This is a genomic window from Haloglomus irregulare (assembly GCF_007421925.1).
GTDB classification, from domain to species: domain Archaea; phylum Halobacteriota; class Halobacteria; order Halobacteriales; family Haloarculaceae; genus Haloglomus; species Haloglomus irregulare.
Window position 1 is genome coordinate 23,116 of the sequence record NZ_QMDX01000013.1, and the last position, 19,849, is coordinate 42,964.

A 19,849-nucleotide genomic window follows, 5' to 3' on the forward strand; every position below is an offset into this window, starting at 1 on the left:
GGGCCCGAACCGGTGGGTATGGGCGACGGCGACCCCGAGTACGACACCGACTTCCGCGAGCACCCGGAGGTGTACGAGGTCGGACGGGGCGAACAGGGCGCGTTCAAGGTGCAGCCGTACAAGGACGAACTACTCCCGCTGTGGGGTATCAGGACGCTGGAGGAGGCCGAGGAGGCCGCGGCGGCCATCCATGAGCGGTTCCGCGAGTACCGGGAGCGGGACGACTTCGTCGGCCAGGATATGGCCCGGAAATACCTCCAGATGGGCTGGACGCGGAGCCTCCGCTACGCGAAGTACCCCGGTGGGCGCAAGTACGACGACGACGGCGAGGAGCGCGACCCCCAGCAGTGGTACGACGAGGAGAAGTACCACATCTCGCAGGTGTATCGTGATCATCTCGACGCCGTCCAGGACGATGAGGCCTATCAGCAGCGCAAGGAGGAGTGGAAGAACGAACGCCGTTAGTCGGGACGGACCAACACCCCGTTTCCGCTGGAACGGCCCCACGGATGAGGACGTAGTGAGTCGCTCAGTTCGACATGCGCGCCATGTCCATCCCCGGGGACTCGTCGCGCTCGCGGTAGTTGACGAGGGCGTCGGGCGCACCCTGCTCGGCCTCGGGGACGGTCTTGATCTCCCACAGCGGAGTGGAGTTCGCTCTTGTGCGGTTCGACTTCAAACGGCCCCTCATCGCCGCGGCCGACGCGGTACGCCGTCGGCTGCTCGCGGAAATCCGTGTCGTACTCCGGGCCGTGCTCATACCCGCGATAGGGCTCGAACGCCCGTGGACTCGACGGGCCTGTAAGCCGGATCCGAGTAACACGTATCAGGGGTGAGTCCCAGGTCCGACTACATGGCCCGGCCATCGCATGACGACGCCATCCGCGTCCTCCACGTCGATGACGACGACGCGATGCTGGACCTCGTCAGCCGGTATCTGGAGCGGGTCGACGAGGGACTGGCCGTGACCGGCGAGACCGGCGCCGAGGCCGCGCTGGAGCGGCTGGCTACGGAGCCGTTCGACTGCATCCTCTCGGATTTCGATATGCCGGGGCAGGACGGACTGGCCTTTCTCGCCGCGGTCCGGGAACGCCGGCCCGACATCCCGTTCCTGCTGTACACGGGGAAGGGGAGCGAGGAGATCGCCGCCGAGGCCATCTCGCGGGGGGTCGATGACTACCTCCGCAAGGGCTCCGGCGAGGGTCACTACACGGTGCTGGCCAACCGCATCCGCCGGGAGACGGAGCGGTCCCGACGGGAGCTGGACCGGAAACAGCGGCTGGCGGCGATGGACGCCACTCGTGAGGGGATCTGCATCATCGACGCGGACGGCCGGTTCACCTACGCGAACGAGGCCTACTGCGACCTCTACGGCTACGGGCGCGAGGCGCTGCTGGGGACGGCATGGCAGGCGGTACACCCGGAGGACGAGGTCGAGCGCACGCGCGCCGAGATACTCCCGGCCGTCGACGCCGAGGGCGAGTGGACCGGGCTGGGGACGGGGCTCCGCGCCGACGGGACGGAGTTCCCGGAGTCGAAGTCGGTCGCGTCGCTCCCCGGCGGCGGGCTCGTCGTCGTCGTCTTCGAACTCCGCGAGGACAGCTCCGACCCGGTGGCCGGGCCGATCGAACAGGCCGTCGACGCGCTCAACCGGGCGCTGTAGGACGAGCAGCTGACGGACGAGACGGCCGCGCTGGCCCGTCGGACCCGCGACCGGTTCGCCGACGAGGGGTAGCGGCCGGAGGTGCGTGCCCCGGGTCGGTCAGAAGCGTTCCTCGCCGTCCTCGACACCCTCCAGTCCCGTCTCGGTGATGCGGAAGCGGGCGGTGTCGCCGGCGGGTTTCGAGCGGTGTTTCTCCAGGGTGGTGCGGCGGTTGCCGGCCCGGAACCGCTCGACCCGGAGCACGACGCCGGACCAGTGGGTGAGGGTGTGCCCGCCCAGCGGTCGGGGGCGCTCGGACTCGCTCTCCGGGTCCGAGTACACCTGGTTCGTGATGGCGACCGCGAGGTCGTGCTTGCGCGCGATGGAGAGCAGGTGGGTCACCTGCCGGGCGACGTCCCGGAGGGCGGCGCCGCCGTCGTCGTCGTCGCGGGCGAGCCGGTAGAAGCCCGTGGCCGAATCGAGGACGACGAGGTCGACCCGCTCGGCGAACTCGGCGGCGTCGCGGACGGCCTCGGCCTGGTCGTCGAAGTCGTAGGCCTCCGTGATGATGATGCGCGAGGCGAGGTCCTCGACGGTGATGTCGGGGGCGTCGGCCGCCCGGGCGGCGGCGAGCTGCTCCAGCCGGTCGACCGAGAGCCCCTCGGTGTCGACGTACAGCGCGCTCCCGCCGCGAGCGGCGACGTCGACGGCGGCCGACAGGGCAAGGTTGGTCTTGCCGGCCGCCGGCGGGCCGTAGATCTGGGTGACAGCACCCCGCTCGAGGCCGCCGCCGAGCAGGTCGTCGACCGTCGAACACCCCGTCGGGATGGGCTCGCTCACAGGCGTCGTTCGGCGCAATCCGACAAAAACGTGCGGAGTCGCGACCGCTCAGACCGACAGCACCGGCTGGTCGGCGTGCGCGATGACGTACTGTGCGGCCTTCTCGATGGCCGCCTCCGGGTCGCCGGTGACGGGCTCGCGCGGCAGCACCACGAAGTCGGCCGACAGCTGCTCGGCCACCTCCACGATGACGCTGCCGGGGTGCTGGGTGAGCCGCTCGGTCGAGTAGCCGTGCGCCGCCGAGTGGGTCGAGGGCACGTCGGTCCCGCCGAGCCGGTCCTGGACGGGCTGGACCGCGGCCATCGTCGTCTCGGCGACCGTGTCGCCGTCGATGACGCCGTCCTGCAGTGGGCGGGCGACCTCCTCGCCTATGACGAACAGGACGTGGACCTCCGCGTCGTAGCGTTCGGCCACCGCCACGGCGTACTCGAACGCCGCGGCGGCGTTGTCGCTCCCGTCGACCGGCGCCAGCACGAGATCCGCCTCCATATCCGGGGCGACAGCGCCCGGGTATAAGAAGCCAAACGGTCCTCGCCCGGGCGGCGAGCGGCGGGGACGGCGCGCTCCGGCCACGCGGCGTTCCGAAGCGTTCATACCGCTCGTGGGCGTCATCTTGGTTAATATGAGCGACAAACCGGCTTCGATGTACCGGGACATCGACAAGCCGTCGTACACGCGACGGGAGTACATCACGGGCATCCCGGGGTCGAAGATCGCACAGCACAAGATGGGCCAGATCGATAAGGACCCCGACGAGTACGAGGTCCAGATCTCGCTGGTCCTCGAGGAGTCCTGCCAGCTCCGGCACGGCTCGCTGGAGTCCTCGCGCCTGTCCGCCAACCGTCGGATGCTGAAACTGCTCGGCGAGGACGGGGACTACAAGATGATCCTCCGGAAGTTTCCCCACCAGGTCATCCGGGAGAACAAGCAGGCCACCGGCGCCGGCGCCGACCGTGTCTCCGACGGGATGCGCCAGTCGTTCGGGAAGATCGTCGGCACCGCGGCCCGCGTCCAGGCCGGCGACCGGCTGTTCACCGCGTGGTGCAACCCCGAGGACGCCGACCTCGTCAAGGACGCCTTCCGCCGCGCCTACAACAAGATCTCCCCGCCCTGTCGCGTCGTCGTCGAGCGTGGCGAGGAGACGCTCATCTCCTGATCCGGCTCCCGTTCTCCCGGCCGTCTCCCTGCCCGTGGGGGAATCGGCCTGTATCCGACGTTTCCTGGCAACTCCCGGGTTTCGGGAGTAATAGCTGATTCCCCGGAGCAGCGAACGGAACACGCGACCTGTGCGTTCGGAAACCGTGTCACGGTCCCGGACATCCGACCACTGTGGCGGCAGTTCGCCTCACGACCGCAGCGCGGCCAGTATCGTCCGGGCCTGGTCCACGCCGTTGTGTAGCAGTGCCCGCGGCAGGTCCTCGCGGGCGTTATCCAGCGCCGCCTCCAGCGCGGCCGCCGCGTCCTCGTCGAGGCCGCGCCCGTGGCCCGAGCAGATCCGCTCGGCGTCGAGCCCGCGAAGCGCCGTGGGGGGGTCGAACCGGCGCATCAGCATGACGCCCAGCCGCTCGTCGCCGACGCGCATGTACGGGGCCGTCCCGAGCGACTCGCCGACCCGGAGCGTCTCGCCGTTCCAGAGGGCGTACTCGAACCAGGGAGCGCCCAGCGCCGACCCGGCGGCTACCTCCAGCAGCTCGTACTCCCCCAGGGACGCCCCCACGTCGGGCCGCTCGACCGGGACCGCAAGCTCCGGCAGCTCCGCGTCGGGGACCGGCGCGGGGATGAGGGCCGGGACGTCGTGGCGCCGGGCGAGCGGCCCCGCGTCGCGGGTGTGGTAGATGGAGAGGAGCACGACGCCGGCCACCTCCCCCATCTCGGCGATGCGGTCGTCCAGGCCGGGCGCGTCGAGCGGGTCGACGAGGTAGACCCCGTCGTCGGTCGCGAGCGCCTGGCTGGCGCGCTGCATCGTCTCCTCCGGATGGACGAGCCACTCGACGCCGCCCTCCCAGCGGAGGGTCGTCTCGTACCCCGTCGGCGGACCGCTCGCTCTGGCGGGCATGGCCCATCCGTGGACCGACCGCCACCTAACAGTACGGGTGCCGACGGCGGGGACGCCCGCGTCAGCCGTCGTCGAGCGGGGGCGCCACCGCCCGGGCGAGCCGCGTTCGCCACGGGCAGGGCGTCAGAAAGGGCTGAGCGCCTTCGTCGCGAGGCTGACCTGACGCTCGGCGAGGCGGCCGAGGATGACCGGCTGCCGGACGGCCTCGTCGAGCACCACCTCACCGGGGTGGGCGGTCCCGCCCGGGAACAGGTGCGTGGTCTCGACCTCGGCGGCGATGTCGCCGAGCAGCTGGAGGACGGAGGCGTACCGGAGTAGCCGGAGCCTGTTCCCCGTGACACCGAGGTCACCGCTCAGGACGGCCGAGACGGCCGGGCGCCCGTCGATGATGCGACGCCAGGTCTCGTACGGCCCGTGGACCACGTAGCCGACCTCGCGGTCGCCGGGGGTCTCCAGCACCGCCGTCCCGGTGCAGTCGCCCGCCTCCAGGCCGACGTAGGCGTAGATGGTCCCATCGTGGACCTTCGACTCGATCTGGTGGAGCAGGTCCTGGACCGACGCCGGGAGCGCCGTGCGGAGGCGGCCGCCGAACTCCGTCGGCGCCTCGGCCAGCGTCACGTCGCTGACGCCCGCACGGATGTCCTCGGGCAGGTCCGCCATCACCTCGTCGGGAAGCTCCCCGATGGTCGTCTCCGCGAGCGGCACGTCCTCGATCGCGAGCAGCACGTCACCGTTGAACCCCACACCCCAACCGTCGGCCAGGTCGTCGAGGGCGGCACTCCCGTCGAGCGCCCGCCCGTACGCCGTCAACCACTGTTCCGTGGGATATAAACTCATGGGAACTACCCACATCCTTGCGAGACAGCTACATAAACGGACCGGATTGACATGGTAATCCATGACATTGAGCGATAACTCGCCGGCAAAAGGGGATTTTATGAGCGTCAGGACGTAGGGTTCGGTGTGGACTCTCCGTTCGAGGTCCTGGGGGTGTCGCCGGACGCGGACGAGGACACCATCGAGCAGGCCTACCGCGAGCAGGTGTTCGAGGCGCATCCGGACCACGGCGGCTCCGCGGCCGCGTTCCAGCGTATCCGCCGGGCGTACGAGCGTATCCAGGCCGGTTACGACCCGGACACGGACGACGCCGGGTCGCCGGCCGAGGCCGAGAACACCCCCGAGCCGGCCGAACCGGACCCCGTCGGCGTCCCCGTCCAGTATCTCGACTACCGGGCGCTGGCGGACCACGGCTGGGAGCTGACCGACGCCGACCTGTTCGAGAAGGCCGCCGATACCGACCTCGAGGTCGGCGACTACGGCGAGTTCCGCGCCGAACCCGGCCAGCCGCTCCTCAAGGCCGCCGAGGAGGCCGGCCATGCCTGGCCCTTCGCCTGCCGCGGCGGCGCCTGCACCAACTGCGCCGTCGCCATCATCGACGGCGAGATGCCGATGCACTCAAGCCACATCCTCCCACAGGAGTGGATCGACCGCGGCGTTCGGCTCTCCTGCGTGAGCGCCCCGGTCTCGGACGGCATGAAAGTCGTGTTCAACGTGAAACACCTCCCCGGACTGGAGGAACTGCTGCTCCCGGCGAGTCGGTTCGACAAGGCCCGGTCGAGCGGGGACTGACGGGCGTGTCACTCCCGGCGCAGTAGGGCCGTGTCGCTGACTCGCAGGGGGCTCCTCGGTGGACGGAGTGAAACCGAACGAGGGAACGGACGAAGGAGTGGTAGAAGCTACTCCTGTCGGTCCGAGACGTACTCGCGGAGCCGCTGGATACCCCCGTAGACGCCGTTGTCGAAGAACAGCACGACGATGAGCAGCAGGAAGCCGAAGCTGAACTCCCAGAACTCCTCCAGCAGCGGGTACTGCCGGATGATCCATCGCAGGTATTCGTAGGTGAACGCCCCGACGGCCGGGCCGAGGAACGCGTACGGCCCGCCGATGACCGTCATGACGACTGGCGTCGCCGATGAGGTCCAGAACGCGTCGGACGGGAGGATTCCCGTTTTCAGCATGACGAGCATCGCCCCCGCGAGTCCCGAGAACGCTCCCGAGATGATGAAGGTCATCCACGAGTGGAACTGGGTGTCGATGCCGAGTGCGCGCGCCCGTTCCGGGTTCTCACGGATCGCCTGACACGTCGTCCCGAACGGCGAGTTGATGACCCGGTAGAGCGCGTACATCCCGATGGCGACCACCAGCAGCGTCAGGAGGTAGAACGCGATCGGGTCCGCGATATCGACGAGCCGGAACTCCAGCCCGAAGAGGTCCACCTCCCCGAGCCGGAAGGTCAGCCCGTCGGAGCCGTTCGTGAACGTGCCGCCGCCGATGCCGAGCGCCGCGAGGGCGCTCCCGATGATGTCCTGGTTGACGATGACCCAGATGGCCATGCTGAACGACAGGGTGATCATGGCGAAGTAGATCTCCTCGAGCTGGACCGAGAGATAGCCGATGAACACGGCGAGCAGCGCCGCCATGGCCGTTCCGATCACGAGTGCGAGGATCCAGACGACCATCAGCGCGGCGCCGCCAAAGATGCTCTCGATGCCGAGCGCGGGCGCGACCTGTTGGACGATCTTCGCGACAGTGTAGCCGGACGCCGCGACGAACATCGCGTGTCCGAACGAGAGCAGACCGGTGTAGCCGTACAGCAGATTGAACGCCGTGGCGAACAGCGCGAAGACGAGCGTTCGCGCGAGCAGCGAGGTCTGGAACCCGCCGAGGACGAACGGAGCGGCGACTAACACGATAGCCACGGCTGCGACCCCGACGACCCGCATCCGGTTGTCGGGAGCGAGCAGTCGTTCGCGAACACCGTAGCTCATCTATAGCCCGGGACCCAGCCCGCTTCCGTCGAGGAGTTCCAGCGAGCGCTCCCGAGTCAGGGTGTACGTCTGTGTGTTGACCAGACCGGCACCGTCGTACGGCACGTCGGCGTCGAAGCTGGTCTCACCGATGACACAGGGCGCGGTCGCCTGGTGCGTGTCCTCCTTGATCGTCGTCTGGCCGCGCGGGTCGTTGTCGATGGTGATCCCCTCTAGCTCGGAGATGACGTCCTCGGGGTTCGTCCCACCGGCCGCCTCGATGGCCTTCTTGTACATGTAGATGGCCGCGTACGTGCTCCCGCCGGTGAAGCCGGGGATGCTCGGCGTCGTATCGTCGTCCTGGAACTCCTCGCGGTACGCGTCGAGGAACGCCTGGTTGTTCTCGTTGTCGTAGGCGGTGGGCCAGTACCAGCCGGACATGTGGATGCCCTCGGGCGTCGTGTCGCCGAGCGCCTCGTACACCGTCGGGTCCGCGCCGATGGTGTCGAAGACGTCGTCGACCTCCTCGAAGAGCCCCTGTTCGGCGGCCTGCGAGATGAACGTCGTCGCGTCGCCGGCCCAGAAACTCGTGAACAGGAGGTCCGGGTCGGCGCTGAGCACGGAGTTGATCTGTGGCGTCATGTCGCTTGCGCCCAGCGACGGGAACTCGCTGGTGACGTACTCGTGGTTCATTCCGAGCCCCTCGGAGTACGCCTTGAAGTAGTCCCAGCACTGCTGGCCGTAGGCGTAGTCCGGCCCCATGTTGGCGACGCGGGACTCGCCGTAGTTGTCGGCGACGTACTTCGCGATGGCGTAGGTCATGTGGGACGTGTTGGAGTTCGTCCGGAACATGTTCGGGGTGAACGCCGCCCTCCCGCTGTCGGACTCGAAGTAGTTGCCGTACGACTCCGTGTCGGGCTCCGTGATGTACGGCGTCCCGATGTCGGTGAGGGTGAACGGCACGCCCAGCGACTCGATGGTCGGGGCGGACGCGAGCGTCACGCCCGAGGAGGTCAGCCCGATCATCACGTCGGCGTTGAACTCCTGTGCCAGGCTCCGAATCTGCGCCTGCGGGTCCTCACCGTGGTCACGAACCTCGATCTCGATGTCCTTGCCGTTGATGCCACCGTTCTCGTTGATCTGCTTGACGGCGACCTCCGCCGCGTTCGCGGACGAGGTCCCCAGTGCCTGTGCGATCCCCGAGAGCAGGTAGACGCCCCCGATTTTGATCGTATCGCTACCGCCACCACCGCCGAGTCCGGTACAGCCGGCGACGGCTGCTGTTGCGCCCGTTCCCGCTGCAGCGAGGAAGTGACGACGGTTCAGTCCTCTCGATGTCCCGTCGCTACTCGTGCTGTCTTGCTGAGTGCGGTCGTCCGACATCCTGACCTCCCGTTCGGCTATCTATCATAAATATCCACTGGGAAGCGTCCGGACGGAGACCCGGTATACTATCCCGTAGTTGACCGGGTGCGTAAGCTTTAATCATGCAGTATCTGAGTAACACGGTATGGTATCATTGGGGCTAGTCTTCGACCAGCTCATCACTGGACTCACTATCGGGGCTCGGCTGTTCCTCATCGCGGTCGGGCTGAGTCTCATCTTCGGTGTGCTCGACGTGTTGAACTTCGCACACGGTGTCCTGTATATGATCGGGGCTTACGCCGCACTGTGGGCGATCGGGGCAGTATCGATCCCCTTCATCGGCTTGCTCGGCATCGGATTCTGGCCGGGGCTCGTGGTCGCGATCCTGGCCGCCGGGCTCGTCGGTGTTCTCATCGAGGCGGGGTTCATCCGGCGCGTTTACGACCGCGAACCGCTCGATCAACTCCTGCTCACGTTCGCGTTCGTCCTGATGCTGACCGACGTGGTCAAGACGACGTTCGGCTCCGGATCGAACGTGGTCGATCCGCCGGGACTGCTGGCCGGGAGCCTGACGCTCACCAGTAGCCTCTCGCTACCCAACTACCGGGCGTTCGTGATCCTGATGTCGATCGTGGTGCTCGCTGCGATCTTCGTCGTGCTCCAGACGACGAACGTCGGCCGACTGGTCCGGGCGACGTCATCCGACCGCGACATGGCGGCGCTACTGGGCGTGAACGTTCCGCGGCTGTACACGGTCGTCTTCTTCGTCGGTGCGGCACTGGCCGGGCTCGGGGGGGCCCTCGCAGTGCCGACACAATCGATCACGCCCGCGCTCGGGAATCAGGTCATCATCAACGCCTTCGTCATCGCCGTTATCGGGGGGCTCGGTTCGTTCGCCGGGGCGTTCGTCGGCGCGTATCTCGTCGGCATCTCGATCGCCGTCGGCAGTCTCATCGTCGCCGGCGCGGGCCAACTCATCCCGTTCATCGCGATGATCGTCGTTCTACTTCTCAAACCCGAGGGGCTCTTCGGAGGTGCCGAGGCGTGAGTCCGGTCCTCGAAACGGAGGATCTCCGCCGACAGTTCGGCCGGCTCGTCGCCGTCGATGACGTAACGGTCGACATCCATGCCGGTGAGATCACGAGCATCATCGGCCCGAACGGCGCGGGCAAGACGACCTTCTACAACCTGCTCACCGGCCGACTCGACCCGACGAGCGGCACCGTCAGGCTCCGTGGTCGCGATGGTGACCTCATCGATGTGACCGACCGCTCCGCCAACGACATCGCCAACCTCGGACTCTCGCGGGGGTTCCAGATCAACAACCTGTTCGAGGGCCTCACCGTGCTCGACAACGTCCGGATCGCCCGGATCACCCGCGAGAACCGGACGACGGATATCACGGCCATCACGAGTGAGGACTCCGAACTCACGGACGGCGCGTGGGATGTTATCGAACTGGTCGGCCTGGAGGACGTCGCCGAGACGGAGTGTGCGAACCTCTCGCACGGTGACAAGCGGAAGGTGGAGATCGCCCTCGCGCTCGGCACGGACCCGTCGGTCGTCCTGCTCGACGAACCGACCGCAGGGATGAACGCGACGGAGACCAGACAGATGGTCCAGCTCATCGGCCGACTCAACGATGAGACGGACACCACGTTCGTCGTGACCGAACACGACATGGAGGTCGTGGTCGGTATCTCCGACCGTATCCTCGTACTCGACAACGGCTCGCTCATCGCCGATGGCACGCCCGACGAGGTACTCTCCGACGAGCAGGTCCGGGAGGCGTATCTCGGGCTCGAGGGGGACGAAGAGCTCGAGGCCGGACTCGGGACGGACGGCGGCGACGATGGAGGTGAGATGGCGTGAGTGTCCTCACCCTGGAGGACGTGAACAGCTACTACGGTAACAGCCACATACTGTTCGACCTGGATCTCGAGGTCGAGCAGAACGAGGTCGTCGCGCTGCTGGGCCGCAACGGCGCCGGGAAGACGACGACGCTTCGCACCATCACGGGGACGGTCCCGCGTCGTGAGGGGCGCATCGAGTTCCGGGGTGAGGATATCGCCGATGACTCGGTCGATAAGATCTCGAATCGTGGGGTGAAACTCGTTCCCGAGGAGCGGCGTATCTTCCCGACGCTCACCGTTACCGAGAACATGCAGGTCGCCCGTGACATGTCGAGTGGCAATCCGCGTGACATCCAGGAGATGTACGACGTGTTCCCCGTTCTGGACGAACTCCGCGAGAACCGTGGTCGGAACCTCTCCGGGGGGGAACAGCAGATGCTGTCGGTCGCACGTGCACTCATCCAGGACCCTGATCTCCTGCTGCTCGACGAACCGACGGAAGGGCTCGCGCCGGTCATCGTCGATGACCTCTACGACGTGCTCTCGGAGGTCGTCGCCGAGGACGTGACGGTCGTCATCACCGAACAGAACGTGGATTTCGCCCTCGAACTGTCGGAACGGGCCTACATCATCGAGAAAGGGGCGAACGCGTGGGGGGGGACCGTCGACGAACTGAACGAGCGTGAGGACCTGCTCGACGAGTACCTCTCCGTCGGGGGCGCGGAGGCGGACTGAGGCCGCCCACCACGCGAACACAGTCGCGCCCTGATTCGCCCGGCGCGGACACTCGGATGCGCCACGTGCCGCCTGCCCGCCACCGCGTCGTTCCGAGCGTCGTCGCCGTCCCTGGTGATCGGCTAACAGTCGCGGGCCGACCGTCTCACCGAGGAACCGGTCGACCCGACGCAGGGGACGGGGACCGCTCTCGGAGTCACCTCGGAGCGGTGATGCGGTGAGCGATCGAGGGGCGTGCTGACTCGCTCGACGGACCCGCGTCCCCGACCCAGCAGCGACGGGGCAGACGGCACGTCCTCCGGTGGTCGGAGGGCCAGCACGACAGAAGCGTTCATCCCGATAGGGGGGACGGTCGCCATCGACCTCAACCACCACACGCCGGCGGGACCCCGGAGTTCGAGTTGAGATCACCGACGTCACCCATCGAGAGCCTGACGCCGGCTAGCTACTCACCGGGAGCGGTTCGTCGAACGACGCCACACGGCGTATCGGCGGTCGAGGGTCCGGGGGAGGCACACTGGGTCGCGGGTACCGTGTTCTCGGCAGGAGCGTGCCGTTCGATGTGGAACGGTAAGCGGTCGGTCCAGTCGTTCCCACGGAGACACTGCGTGTCGATGAGTCCGAAGGGCGCTGCAGCCCCCGAACTGCCGGCGTGAGCTTTGGGCCGCTACGGCCGGGGCGGCGGGCCGCGGATGCTGATGCCGTGCTCGGGGCCGAGTTCCTCGACGCGACCGATGGCCGCCTCGCTCGGCGGCTCCGTCGGAACCGTCTCGTCGTCCGTCGGCTCGCCGACGGCGGTCACGAACTCGTCGAACCCCGCCGGGGTCGTGCTCACGACGGCACGGGCCTGCGACTCGACGACGACGGCGTGGGGCTCGCCACGCGGCAGCACGACGCTCTCCCCCGCCGTGACTGTATTGGTCCCGTCGGGTCGGTGCGCGGTCAGTTCGCCCTCGAGCACGTGGAACGCCTCGTCGGCGTCCTCGTGGACGTGCATCGGGGTGGTGTGCCCCTCGCGCATTCGCAGGTCGACGACGGAGAGTCGGCCGTCCGTCGCCGTCCCCGGAACGCGCACGTACGCCAGCGTGTCGAGGAATCGGTACGCCTGCCCGTCCGCCCCACCGATGGCCGGTGTTGAAAACGTCGCCATCGTCGACCGATGCGGGCGCCAGGGTCTAATAGTTGGCCCGCGGGACCCCGTCGGGGGAACTGCCGGCTGAAGGGAGAACGGGCGACGGGGGGGATGCGGGGGACAGCAGGTGGTGCACGCGAGTGTATCGGTCGGCGAGCGAAGCGGGAGAGGGGTGGACCCGGTGACCACGCTCGGCACCTCTGTGCTCCGGAGTCAACGGTCACACACCGCCGCGCGCTGGTTCGGAGAGGCGTATCGCACGCAGGACGTAGCGGTCGAGGGGAGCCGAGACGGCGGAGCCTCGGCCGCATGACCCGGCTGCCGGCGGCGACTCCGCGGGGAATCGCCTCCGCGTCCACGTCCCGGTCGACACCGTCGGCACGAGGAACGCATACCGGAGGCCGCCCGTCGTCCGGGCCGAACACCGACGATTGGGGCCCGGGGATGGTAACTGGCCGAACTCTCAACGAGCGCCCTCCGGGTCAGAGCCGGTCGAGTCGGTCAGCTGTGAGCGTCGCGATGCCCCGCCCCAGCGGCTTACCGGTCCTCGCGTGGCGATACGCTTCCGCCTGGCCGGGGCCATCGGCCGCGGGCACCAGCCGGGCGGAGTTGCAGTCCCTCGGCCGCCGTCTCGGAACAGAGGTACACTTCGGCGTTCGTCGGTAGCTCCGGACACGATGCCGGCGTCGCTGTCGTCACGTCGCGCCCTCCGTCCGTCCCGACGGGGGCTGGGGTAAGCGTGTCCCGCGACGCGCCCCCGGACGGCCGCACGAGCGAGGAACAGCCGGCCAAGGCGCCCGCTCCCGCGAGCGCGGCCAGCACCGCGCGTCGTCGCATGAGAGCAGTTGGTGGCCGGACGAGAGTAAACCCACCGGCCCCGGCGTCCAACGCGCTATCATGACTCCGTCGAGCGTACCACACACGAGGGGACCGCCCGGGGCTCGCGTCCCGTCTCAGGCGGGAGCGCCGCCGTTCCCGGTCGAACCGAGGACCGCCAGCACAGTCCTGGTCTGTACACTCCCCCCGTCGCGGTGGTGTTCGGCCCATGGAGCGTCACCGCGGGCAGGATACCCGGACCGCTCCGGTTGTACGGTCGAGTCGCCGCCACCGCGGCCTCGACCACCTCCCCCCGCATCGAGGAAGCCGAGGGCCACGACCCGTCGATGCCTACGTTCCGGGCTCCGACACGGGTCTCCGGGTGAAGCTGCCCCGTGCGAGGTTCGGCCGGCTGGTCGTCGGCCTCGACGACGGGACGTGCTCGTGCGATGTCAGGCTCCACCCCGTTTCGGAAGTCCTGACCCCACGGCTATCCGCGCCCACGGTTCAGTTGCGCCGTCGATGGAGTGGTCCTGAGTCCAGAGGCGGCGCCTCTCGGAGGAACTCGTTCCCGGCGGTAGCGAACCGGGACACGGCGAGGAGGCGAAAGCGGGTTCGCCGAGATCTGCTCCCGTCGCATTTCGCGTTCGGAGGAGAGCGAGCCATCCCCACGTATTAGTGAATAACGAGTCGATTAGTCAGATACCAGTCGTTTCGTGCCGCTATACCGTCGTTATCGCGGTAATTCGCCGCGTATCCGCTGAAGATTGATGCCGGAATCCGAGGACACGTGTGCTGGTGTGCGGGTCAACGTCGTGACCGTCGGTCGTCCTCCCCCCCGGCGACCCGGCTCGATCGCTGGCCGGTACTTGGGGTGGTGTGGCCCAGTTCACTGCTCGGGGACACCTCACGGAACGAGGGTGCGGTGCGGAATTGCACGGCCCAGCACCGAGCCGCATCCGTACCGACAACCCGCTGCCGTCTGCTGATTCGGAAACGCGGGAGATCGAGAGTGGACTCGCGGGGATTTGAACCACGGGAAGACGGTCGCACTCGCTTCGCTCGCGCGCTGCGACTTCCCTGATTAAAACCCCGCTTCGACCATTCTCACTGCTCCGATGGACTCGCGGGGATTTGAACCCCGGGCCTCTTCCTTGCGAAGGAAGCGATCTGCCGCTGATCTACGAGCCCGCATCCTTAGGGAGTCGAGCGCCTCACTTGAGGATTCCGTTTCCCCTAGCTCGCGACCTGTTCGACGGCGATATCGGGGAGCGTGAGCGGTACGACACCGCCGACCACCAGCGACGCGGGGGTCCACCGGAGCCCCGCCGCCGTGTACGGCCACAGTCCCAGTGCCACCACCAGCATGACAACGCCGAGGAGACGGAGGGCCGCGACGGCCGTGCGCTCCGGGTCGGCGTCCGCGATGACCGCAGAGCCATCCGGTGTCCGGTCGGTCACATCCGCAGTCGGGCGGTCACGGACCTCCGGCTGTGGCCGAGCTGTTCGTCGGTTGAACTGGCTCCGTAGCGCGGAGCTGCGAGGAGCGACAGAAGCGAGCACCGTGGCCGTCACGGCGTGGGGCCGGGCCCGTTCGCGGTTCGACCGCCGGGAGGCCGGCCCCGCTCGGGGTCGTCCGACAGGGTCCGGTGGGCGCCACGCGTTCGCTCGGTCCCGAGAGGCGTCGCGTCCACAGGACGTCGCGGGGCTGCACCCCGTCCCGTTCAGTTCCGACGGAGGCCGTCCGTCGACCTTCGCGCTCGCAAAGCGGGCGCTCAGTCCTCGAGGACGATCTCGATGGAGACGTCGTTCGGGACCTGGATGCGCATCAGCTTGCGGAGCGCGCGTTCGTCGGCGTCGATGTCGATCAGCCGCTTGTGGACGCGCATCTCCCAGTGCTCCCAGGTGGCGGTCCCCTCGCCGTCCGGGGACTTGCGCGACGGAATCTCCAGCTTCTTCGTCGGGAGCGGCACCGGGCCGCTGAGCTGGACGCCCGTGTTGTCCGCGATGTCGCGGACGTCATCACAGATGTCGTCGAGGTCCTCGGGGCTGGTCCCCGCGAGGCGGACGCGTGCCTGTTGCATCTTATCGCTCGTCCACGCCCAGGACCTTTCCGGCGGCGATGGTCTGGCCCATGTCGCGGATGGCGAAGGAGCCGAGCTCCGGGATTTCGGAGGACGGCTCGATGCTGAGGGGCTTCTGCGGGCGGACGGTGACGACCGCCGCGTCGCCCGACTGGATGAAGTCCGGGTTCTCCTCGGCGACCTCGCCGGAGGAGGGGTCGAGCTTCTTGTCGATGGACTCGATCGTACACGCGACCTGCGCCGTATGGGCGTGGAAGACCGGCGTGTAGCCCGCGGTGATAACCGACGGGTGCTGCATCACGACGACCTGGGCCTGGAAGGTCTCGGCGACCGTCGGCGGGTCGTCGGCCGAGCCACAGACGTCGCCACGGCGGATGTCGTCCTTGCCGACGCCGCGGACGTTGAACCCGACGTTGTCACCGGGACCCGCCTGGTCGACCTCCTCATGGTGCATCTCGACGGTCTTGACCTCGCCGCCGACGTCGGAGGGCTGGAAGCTGACGTCGTTGCCGGGCTTCATGATACCCGTCTCGATGCGCCCGACCGGGACGGTCCCGATACCGGAGATGGTGTAGACGTCCTGGATGGGGAGGCGCAGCGGCGCGTCCGTCGGCGGCTGCGGCTCCGGCAGGCCGTTGAGGGCCTCCAGCAGGGTCACCCCGTCGTACCACGGCGTGTTGTCCGACTCCTCGGAGACGTTGTCGCCCTCGAACGCCGAGGTCGGGATGAAGCTCGCGTCCTCGGTGTCGAAGCGGACCTGCTTGAGCAGCTGCTTGACCTCCTCGACGGTCTCGTCGTAGCGGCTCTCCTGGTAGTCGACCAGGTCCATCTTGTTGACCGCGATGATGAGCTCGTCGATACCCAGGGTCTTCGCCAGGAAGACGTGCTCCTGGGTCTGGGGCTGGACGCCGTCGTCCGCGGCGACCACGAGCACGGCGTTGTCGGCCTGGCTTGCGCCCGTGATCATGTTCTTCACGAAGTCACGGTGGCCCGGACAGTCGACGATGGTGAAGTAGTACTCGTCGGTGTCGAACTCCTGGTGGGCGATGTCGATGGTTACGCCTCGCTCACGCTCCTCGGCGAGGTTGTCCATGACGTAGGCGAACTCGAAGCCACCCTTGCCCTTCTCCTCGGCCTCCTCTCGATACTGCTCGATGACGTGCTCGGGGACGCTCCCTGTCTCGAACAGGAGCCGCCCGACCATCGTGCTCTTCCCGTGGTCGACGTGGCCGATGACGGCCAGGTTCTGGTGCGGTTTGTCGCTCATGGTTGATGTCACGCCTCGCGTGGCGCTATGTGCGGAGAACGTTACCCCGACGTGCGTAAGAAGATTTCGATACAACGGGTGAGAATCCCACGAATCCGCCGGTCTCGCGGGCCGTGCGTGCCGTTCACACGGGTCCTGGCCGGTGGCACGGATCGACCTCAGTCCGCGTAGCATCGGCCCAGCCGACACTCCGGGCAAGGGGCAGTCCGGGTACGTCCTCCCACCGACGAGACCCGCGAACCCGTCGTTCTCCGGGTCGTCGGTATGGATGCCGTTGCCCCGGTGGTCCGGGACGTGGTCCACCGGTTCGGGGGCCACGTTGCAGTCCGGACAGATCCGGCCGGCCATGGAGGCCCGGCCGGCGGCGCAGAAGAACGATTCCTCCCGCTAGTCCACCGGCGGCAGTCGGCCCACGTCGGCCAGCACCGCGCTCGCGGTTTCGGGGCCGCCCGCGCCCGCACCGGAGATGTTCAGCTGGCCGGCGTGTTCGGTCTCCAGCTGGACGATGTTGGTCGTCCCGGTGACCGCGAGGGTGCCGTTCTCGGGCACCAGCCGCGGCCCGACCCGGACGGACCCGTCGCTGACCTCGCCGATGAGCCGGACCGTGCGACCGTCCTCGGCGGCGAGTTCGAGAGCGCTCCCCGGGATGGACCGGATGCCCTCGACCTCGGCGTCGGCGAGGGTGTAGCCCCCGTCGTAGAGAACGTTCGCGAGGATGACGCATTTCAGGGCGGCGTCGGTCCCCTCCACGTCGAAGGAGGGGTCGGCCTCCGCGACCCCGAGGTCCTGGGCCTCGGCCAGGACGTGCTCGTAGTCGAGCCCCTCGGCGGCCATCCGGGAGAGGACGAAGTTCGCGGTCCCGTTGAGGACCCCCCGGACCGCGCGGACGCGCTCGGGGCCGAGCGAGTCGATGGTCGACAGCGTCGGGATGGCGCCCGCGACCGCGGCCTCAAACAGCACCTCGCCGCGGGAGTCGGCCGCCAGCGCCCGGACCTCGTCGTAGCGCTCGGCCACCGGGCCCTTGTTCGCGAGCACGACGTGGCGGTCCCGTTCCAGCGCGGCCTCGACGTGACCGAAGCCGGGCTGGGCGTCGGAGAGCGTCGTCGGCGTGGCCTCCACGAGCGCGTCGTAGGGCGCGTCGAGCGCCGTCGCGACCTCGGCGTCGCCGACCGTGCCCGAACCCCGCTTGCGCGCCAGGACGGCCGCCACGTCGATGCCGTCGGCGTCGACGACCGCGCCCGACGAGTCGGCCAGCGCGGTCACGGTGTGGCCGTACTCGCCCGCCAGCTTCGCGACCGACCGGCCGACCGCCCCGGCACCCATGACGGCGAGCTTCACGCGTCACCACCCTCCGCGAGCGGCTCGACCACGTGCAGTCCCTTCCGGTCGGCGACCGCCCGCACCGTCGCCAGCGTCTCCTCGACGGCCCCGGCGTGGGTATCCATCCGTACCCGGGCCGAGGAGAGTTCGTCCGTCCCGTCCGGAGCCGACAGCGCCACGTCGTCGATGGAGGCGTTACCGCAGTCCTCGATGCGGGACAGCGTATCCGACAGGTCGGTGTCGACGAGGTGGCCGACCAGCAGGACCACCAGCTCCTCGCTGTACTGTTCGCTGCCAGCCCGGATGACGTTCACCCCGGCGTCGCGCAACGCCTCGACGATCCCCTCGAACCGCTCCGGCGTGGCCTCCATGTCCACCTCGACGGGGATGTGCCCGCGCGGCGTGACGTTCCCCCGCTCGTGGAAGATGGAGAGGAGGTTCCCGCCGTTGTCGGCGATGGGTTCCAGCGCCCGCAGCAGCTCGCCGGGCTCGTCCTGCAGCTCGAGGCGGACGGTGTACGAACGGACGTCGGACTCGCTCACGCGACCACCCCTGGGGCGCCGCACCGGCGGAGCCACGGGCCGTCGCCAACGCGGCCGCCGGCCCGCGCTCGACGATTCGATTGCATGACCGGATACCCGGCACGGCCGGTGATAAGCCCCCCGGAACCCGGCAACCGACCTGCCCGGCCGCGCAGCGGCCCCGCAGTATCAAGTCGACCCGGCGACTCGGTCGTGGCGTGACACACCCCCCGACGCCGACACCCACGACCGTCGCCGGCGCCTCCAGCGTCACCAGTCCGGACCCCGGTGTCGGCCTCATCGGGACGCTGGTGGTGGTCGTGGCCGCGGTGCTCCTCCGCCGCCGCACGTAGCCCGACGACGGCCGGTATATCCCCGTTACGGCGGCGGCGTCCTGGATATCCCGAGTATCCTCGAGATGCGGGTGTTCGGTCCTGGCCCGTCCGGGATTCCCGGGAACCGCACACCGACCCAGAACCGCAATCCCGTTGCCGGACCCCCTCGAACCGGTCGGTATGTCCACCGCCCACCAGATCGTCGATATCCTGCTTGCGGGACTCCTCGCCGGCAGCGTCGCGTTCGCGCTGAGCATCGCCGCGCCGCAGGCCGCCACCAGCGTCGGGGTCGCCGCCGCGGCCGCCTTCTACTTCTCGCGGCACCCGTGGGGCGTCAGCGTCGAGACCGGCCGGGAGTACAACGAGCAGTTCGACGAGCTCTACGACCGGTACCTGCCGTTCTGACCCGCACGGCGACCACCGCAGGGGCTCTTCCACCACCCGGGTGCCAGGCTGTGACGGATCCACTGACGACCGCGGCGCCGGGCGTGTCGCGACGACGCTCGGCGGCCTTCAGGGCACTCGCGACCGTACTGTTCGCCGCCGGCAGTACCATCGATATCGAACCCGGCGCGCCGTACTGCCGCTGTTGGCCGCCGTCGTCACCGCCGTCCAGTCGGCGACGAACGGGGGTCCCGGCGTCGGGGTAGCGCTGGCGGTCGCGTCCGTCCTGGAATCCTGACCCCTGAGCCTCGGTCCGGACCGGCTGCTCTCGGACGCGGCGGTGTCGATGGTGCAGTTCGGCCTCGCCGCATCGCCCCTGTTCGGCCTCGTCGGCCACCTCGCCGACGCGCAGTTCGCCACGCTCGACCCGGACGCAACTCCTGCTGGCCGTTCCGCTCCTGCTCGCGGCGCTGTGGTGGGACTTCCGGGTCGTCGTATGGGACACCGCATCCGCGCGAGCGTAGTCGGGCTCGAGACGGCGGAGCCGGCTCCTCCTCCCGAGGATCGGAGATCCTCGGAGAAACCGGCCGGAGCGCCCGCAGGGCGCGGAGGCCAGTAGAGTTTCTCCGAACGTTTTCGCGAGGAGTGGGTCGCGAGCGGAGCCCGCGGGCGAGCGCCGTCAGGCGCTCGCC

At 68.6% G+C, this 19,849-nt stretch carries 22 protein-coding genes, 1 tRNA gene and 1 pseudogene; 9 read left to right on the top strand and 15 right to left on the bottom strand.

Annotated features, from left to right (window positions below):
* Positions 1 to 18: 18 nt before the first annotated feature.
* Positions 19 to 465: a DUF4385 family protein gene (locus DP107_RS15795; RefSeq protein WP_144263103.1), complete on the top strand. Its 447-nt coding sequence runs from the start codon at positions 19 to 21 to the stop codon at positions 463 to 465.
* Positions 466 to 529: 64 nt separating this feature from the next.
* On the opposite strand, the gene DP107_RS20880 is transcribed toward DP107_RS15795, so the two are convergent.
* Positions 530 to 679, bottom strand: coding sequence for a DUF4385 domain-containing protein (locus DP107_RS20880; protein WP_238330909.1), 150 nt, complete (start codon positions 677 to 679; stop codon positions 530 to 532).
* Between the two features lie 16 nt (positions 680 to 695).
* Positions 696 to 866, bottom strand: a pseudogene (locus DP107_RS20885) (hypothetical protein); the annotation flags it as partial.
* On the opposite strand from DP107_RS20885, the gene DP107_RS15805 reads away from it, so the two are divergent.
* A complete protein-coding gene (locus tag DP107_RS15805; RefSeq protein WP_144263104.1) occupies positions 854 to 1,663 on the top strand; it encodes a response regulator in 810 nt (269 codons plus the stop codon). The pseudogene DP107_RS20885 and the gene DP107_RS15805 sit on opposite strands and share 13 nt — an antisense overlap.
* Before the next feature lie 99 nt (positions 1,664 to 1,762).
* Here DP107_RS15805 and radB read toward each other — a convergent pair whose 3' ends face one another.
* Positions 1,763 to 2,482 carry a DNA repair and recombination protein RadB gene (gene radB / locus DP107_RS15810; RefSeq protein WP_144263105.1) on the bottom strand — a complete coding sequence of 240 codons (720 nt, stop codon included), beginning with the start codon at positions 2,480 to 2,482 and terminating at the stop codon, positions 1,763 to 1,765.
* Between the two features lie 48 nt (positions 2,483 to 2,530).
* The gene (locus DP107_RS15815; RefSeq protein WP_144263106.1) at positions 2,531 to 2,971 is read right to left on the bottom strand and encodes a universal stress protein; all 441 of its coding nucleotides are present in this window, start codon (positions 2,969 to 2,971) and stop codon (positions 2,531 to 2,533) included.
* 133 nt (positions 2,972 to 3,104) lie between these two features.
* Between DP107_RS15815 and DP107_RS15820 the strand changes: the two genes are divergently transcribed.
* On the top strand, positions 3,105 to 3,638 hold the full coding sequence (locus DP107_RS15820; protein WP_144263107.1) for a 50S ribosomal protein L16: 534 nt from the start codon (positions 3,105 to 3,107) through the stop codon (positions 3,636 to 3,638).
* A gap of 189 nt (positions 3,639 to 3,827) precedes the next feature.
* On the opposite strand, the gene DP107_RS15825 is transcribed toward DP107_RS15820, so the two are convergent.
* Both DP107_RS15825 and DP107_RS15830 read right to left on the bottom strand, forming a co-directional pair.
* Positions 3,828 to 4,538, bottom strand: a complete 711-nt coding sequence (locus DP107_RS15825; RefSeq protein WP_238330906.1) for a hypothetical protein — start codon at positions 4,536 to 4,538, stop codon at positions 3,828 to 3,830.
* A 123-nt stretch (positions 4,539 to 4,661) separates the two neighbouring features.
* Positions 4,662 to 5,375, bottom strand: coding sequence for a sterol carrier protein (locus DP107_RS15830; protein WP_144263108.1), 714 nt, complete (start codon positions 5,373 to 5,375; stop codon positions 4,662 to 4,664).
* Positions 5,376 to 5,501: 126 nt separating this feature from the next.
* On the opposite strand from DP107_RS15830, the gene fer reads away from it, so the two are divergent.
* Positions 5,502 to 6,167 carry a ferredoxin Fer gene (gene fer, locus DP107_RS15835; RefSeq protein ID WP_144263109.1) on the top strand — a complete coding sequence of 222 codons (666 nt, stop codon included), beginning with the start codon at positions 5,502 to 5,504 and terminating at the stop codon, positions 6,165 to 6,167.
* A gap of 107 nt (positions 6,168 to 6,274) precedes the next feature.
* On the opposite strand, the gene DP107_RS15840 is transcribed toward fer, so the two are convergent.
* Entirely contained in the window at positions 6,275 to 7,366 is a 1,092-nt protein-coding gene (locus DP107_RS15840) for a branched-chain amino acid ABC transporter permease (protein WP_144263110.1), read from the bottom strand.
* The gene (locus DP107_RS15845) at positions 7,367 to 8,728 is read right to left on the bottom strand and encodes an ABC transporter substrate-binding protein (protein WP_144263111.1); all 1,362 of its coding nucleotides are present in this window, start codon (positions 8,726 to 8,728) and stop codon (positions 7,367 to 7,369) included.
* Positions 8,729 to 8,855: 127 nt separating this feature from the next.
* Here DP107_RS15845 and DP107_RS15850 point away from each other — a divergent pair, with 127 nt between their 5' ends.
* The 3 genes from DP107_RS15850 to DP107_RS15860 are packed head-to-tail and all read left to right on the top strand — an operon-like array spanning position 8,856 to position 11,298.
* Positions 8,856 to 9,758, top strand: coding sequence for a branched-chain amino acid ABC transporter permease (locus tag DP107_RS15850; protein ID WP_144263112.1), 903 nt, complete (start codon positions 8,856 to 8,858; stop codon positions 9,756 to 9,758).
* The gene (locus DP107_RS15855) at positions 9,755 to 10,582 is read left to right on the top strand and encodes an ABC transporter ATP-binding protein (RefSeq protein WP_144263113.1); all 828 of its coding nucleotides are present in this window, start codon (positions 9,755 to 9,757) and stop codon (positions 10,580 to 10,582) included. Before DP107_RS15850 ends, DP107_RS15855 begins: the two co-directional genes overlap by 4 nt.
* Positions 10,579 to 11,298 carry an ABC transporter ATP-binding protein gene (locus DP107_RS15860; protein ID WP_144263114.1) on the top strand — a complete coding sequence of 240 codons (720 nt, stop codon included), beginning with the start codon at positions 10,579 to 10,581 and terminating at the stop codon, positions 11,296 to 11,298. Before DP107_RS15855 ends, DP107_RS15860 begins: the two co-directional genes overlap by 4 nt.
* Before the next feature lie 667 nt (positions 11,299 to 11,965).
* Here DP107_RS15860 and DP107_RS15865 read toward each other — a convergent pair.
* The 7 genes from DP107_RS15865 to DP107_RS15895 all read right to left on the bottom strand — a co-directional run bounded on the left by DP107_RS15865 (position 11,966) and on the right by DP107_RS15895 (position 18,459).
* A complete protein-coding gene (locus DP107_RS15865; protein ID WP_144263115.1) occupies positions 11,966 to 12,448 on the bottom strand; it encodes a cupin domain-containing protein in 483 nt (160 codons plus the stop codon).
* A 1,917-nt stretch (positions 12,449 to 14,365) separates the two neighbouring features.
* Positions 14,366 to 14,437: transfer RNA gene (locus DP107_RS15870), tRNA-Ala, on the bottom strand.
* Positions 14,438 to 14,482: 45 nt separating this feature from the next.
* Positions 14,483 to 14,707: a hypothetical protein gene (locus DP107_RS15875; protein ID WP_144263116.1), complete on the bottom strand. Its 225-nt coding sequence runs from the start codon at positions 14,705 to 14,707 to the stop codon at positions 14,483 to 14,485.
* A gap of 314 nt (positions 14,708 to 15,021) precedes the next feature.
* Positions 15,022 to 15,330: a 30S ribosomal protein S10 gene (gene rpsJ / locus DP107_RS15880; RefSeq protein WP_144263117.1), complete on the bottom strand. Its 309-nt coding sequence runs from the start codon at positions 15,328 to 15,330 to the stop codon at positions 15,022 to 15,024.
* Position 15,331: 1 nt separating this feature from the next.
* Positions 15,332 to 16,597 (bottom strand): translation elongation factor EF-1 subunit alpha, encoded by a 1,266-nt coding sequence (gene tuf, locus DP107_RS15885; RefSeq protein WP_144263118.1) that lies wholly within the window; start codon positions 16,595 to 16,597, stop codon positions 15,332 to 15,334.
* A gap of 387 nt (positions 16,598 to 16,984) precedes the next feature.
* Positions 16,985 to 17,935 (bottom strand): homoserine dehydrogenase, encoded by a 951-nt coding sequence (locus tag DP107_RS15890; RefSeq protein ID WP_144263119.1) that lies wholly within the window; start codon positions 17,933 to 17,935, stop codon positions 16,985 to 16,987.
* Entirely contained in the window at positions 17,932 to 18,459 is a 528-nt protein-coding gene (locus DP107_RS15895; RefSeq protein WP_144263120.1) for an amino acid-binding protein, read from the bottom strand. The genes DP107_RS15890 and DP107_RS15895 overlap by 4 nt, the downstream gene beginning before the upstream one ends.
* Positions 18,460 to 18,656: 197 nt before the next feature.
* On the opposite strand from DP107_RS15895, the gene DP107_RS21170 reads away from it, so the two are divergent.
* Positions 18,657 to 18,791, top strand: coding sequence for a hypothetical protein (locus DP107_RS21170; RefSeq protein WP_272949854.1), 135 nt, complete (start codon positions 18,657 to 18,659; stop codon positions 18,789 to 18,791).
* 162 nt (positions 18,792 to 18,953) lie between these two features.
* The gene (locus DP107_RS15900; protein ID WP_144263121.1) at positions 18,954 to 19,178 is read left to right on the top strand and encodes a hypothetical protein; all 225 of its coding nucleotides are present in this window, start codon (positions 18,954 to 18,956) and stop codon (positions 19,176 to 19,178) included.
* Positions 19,179 to 19,849 lie beyond the last annotated feature (671 nt).

Bases quoted from the DNA above. Each gene is read 5' to 3' on its own strand.
- DP107_RS15795 (WP_144263103.1), top strand. From the start codon at position 19: ATGGGCGACGGCGACCCCGAGTACGACACCGACTTCCGCGAGCACCCG.
- DP107_RS15805 (WP_144263104.1), top strand. From the start codon at position 854: ATGGCCCGGCCATCGCATGACGACGCCATCCGCGTCCTCCACGTCGAT.
- DP107_RS15815 (WP_144263106.1), bottom strand. From the start codon at position 2,971: ATGGAGGCGGATCTCGTGCTGGCGCCGGTCGACGGGAGCGACAACGCC.
- DP107_RS15820 (WP_144263107.1), top strand. From the start codon at position 3,105: ATGAGCGACAAACCGGCTTCGATGTACCGGGACATCGACAAGCCGTCG.
- DP107_RS15825 (WP_238330906.1), bottom strand. From the start codon at position 4,538: ATGCCCGCCAGAGCGAGCGGTCCGCCGACGGGGTACGAGACGACCCTC.
- DP107_RS15830 (WP_144263108.1), bottom strand. From the start codon at position 5,375: ATGAGTTTATATCCCACGGAACAGTGGTTGACGGCGTACGGGCGGGCG.
- DP107_RS15840 (WP_144263110.1), bottom strand. From the start codon at position 7,366: ATGAGCTACGGTGTTCGCGAACGACTGCTCGCTCCCGACAACCGGATG.
- DP107_RS15845 (WP_144263111.1), bottom strand. From the start codon at position 8,728: ATGTCGGACGACCGCACTCAGCAAGACAGCACGAGTAGCGACGGGACA.
- DP107_RS15850 (WP_144263112.1), top strand. From the start codon at position 8,856: ATGGTATCATTGGGGCTAGTCTTCGACCAGCTCATCACTGGACTCACT.
- DP107_RS15865 (WP_144263115.1), bottom strand. From the start codon at position 12,448: ATGGCGACGTTTTCAACACCGGCCATCGGTGGGGCGGACGGGCAGGCG.
- rpsJ (WP_144263117.1), bottom strand. From the start codon at position 15,330: ATGCAACAGGCACGCGTCCGCCTCGCGGGGACCAGCCCCGAGGACCTC.
- tuf (WP_144263118.1), bottom strand. From the start codon at position 16,597: ATGAGCGACAAACCGCACCAGAACCTGGCCGTCATCGGCCACGTCGAC.
- DP107_RS15900 (WP_144263121.1), top strand. From the start codon at position 18,954: ATGTCCACCGCCCACCAGATCGTCGATATCCTGCTTGCGGGACTCCTC.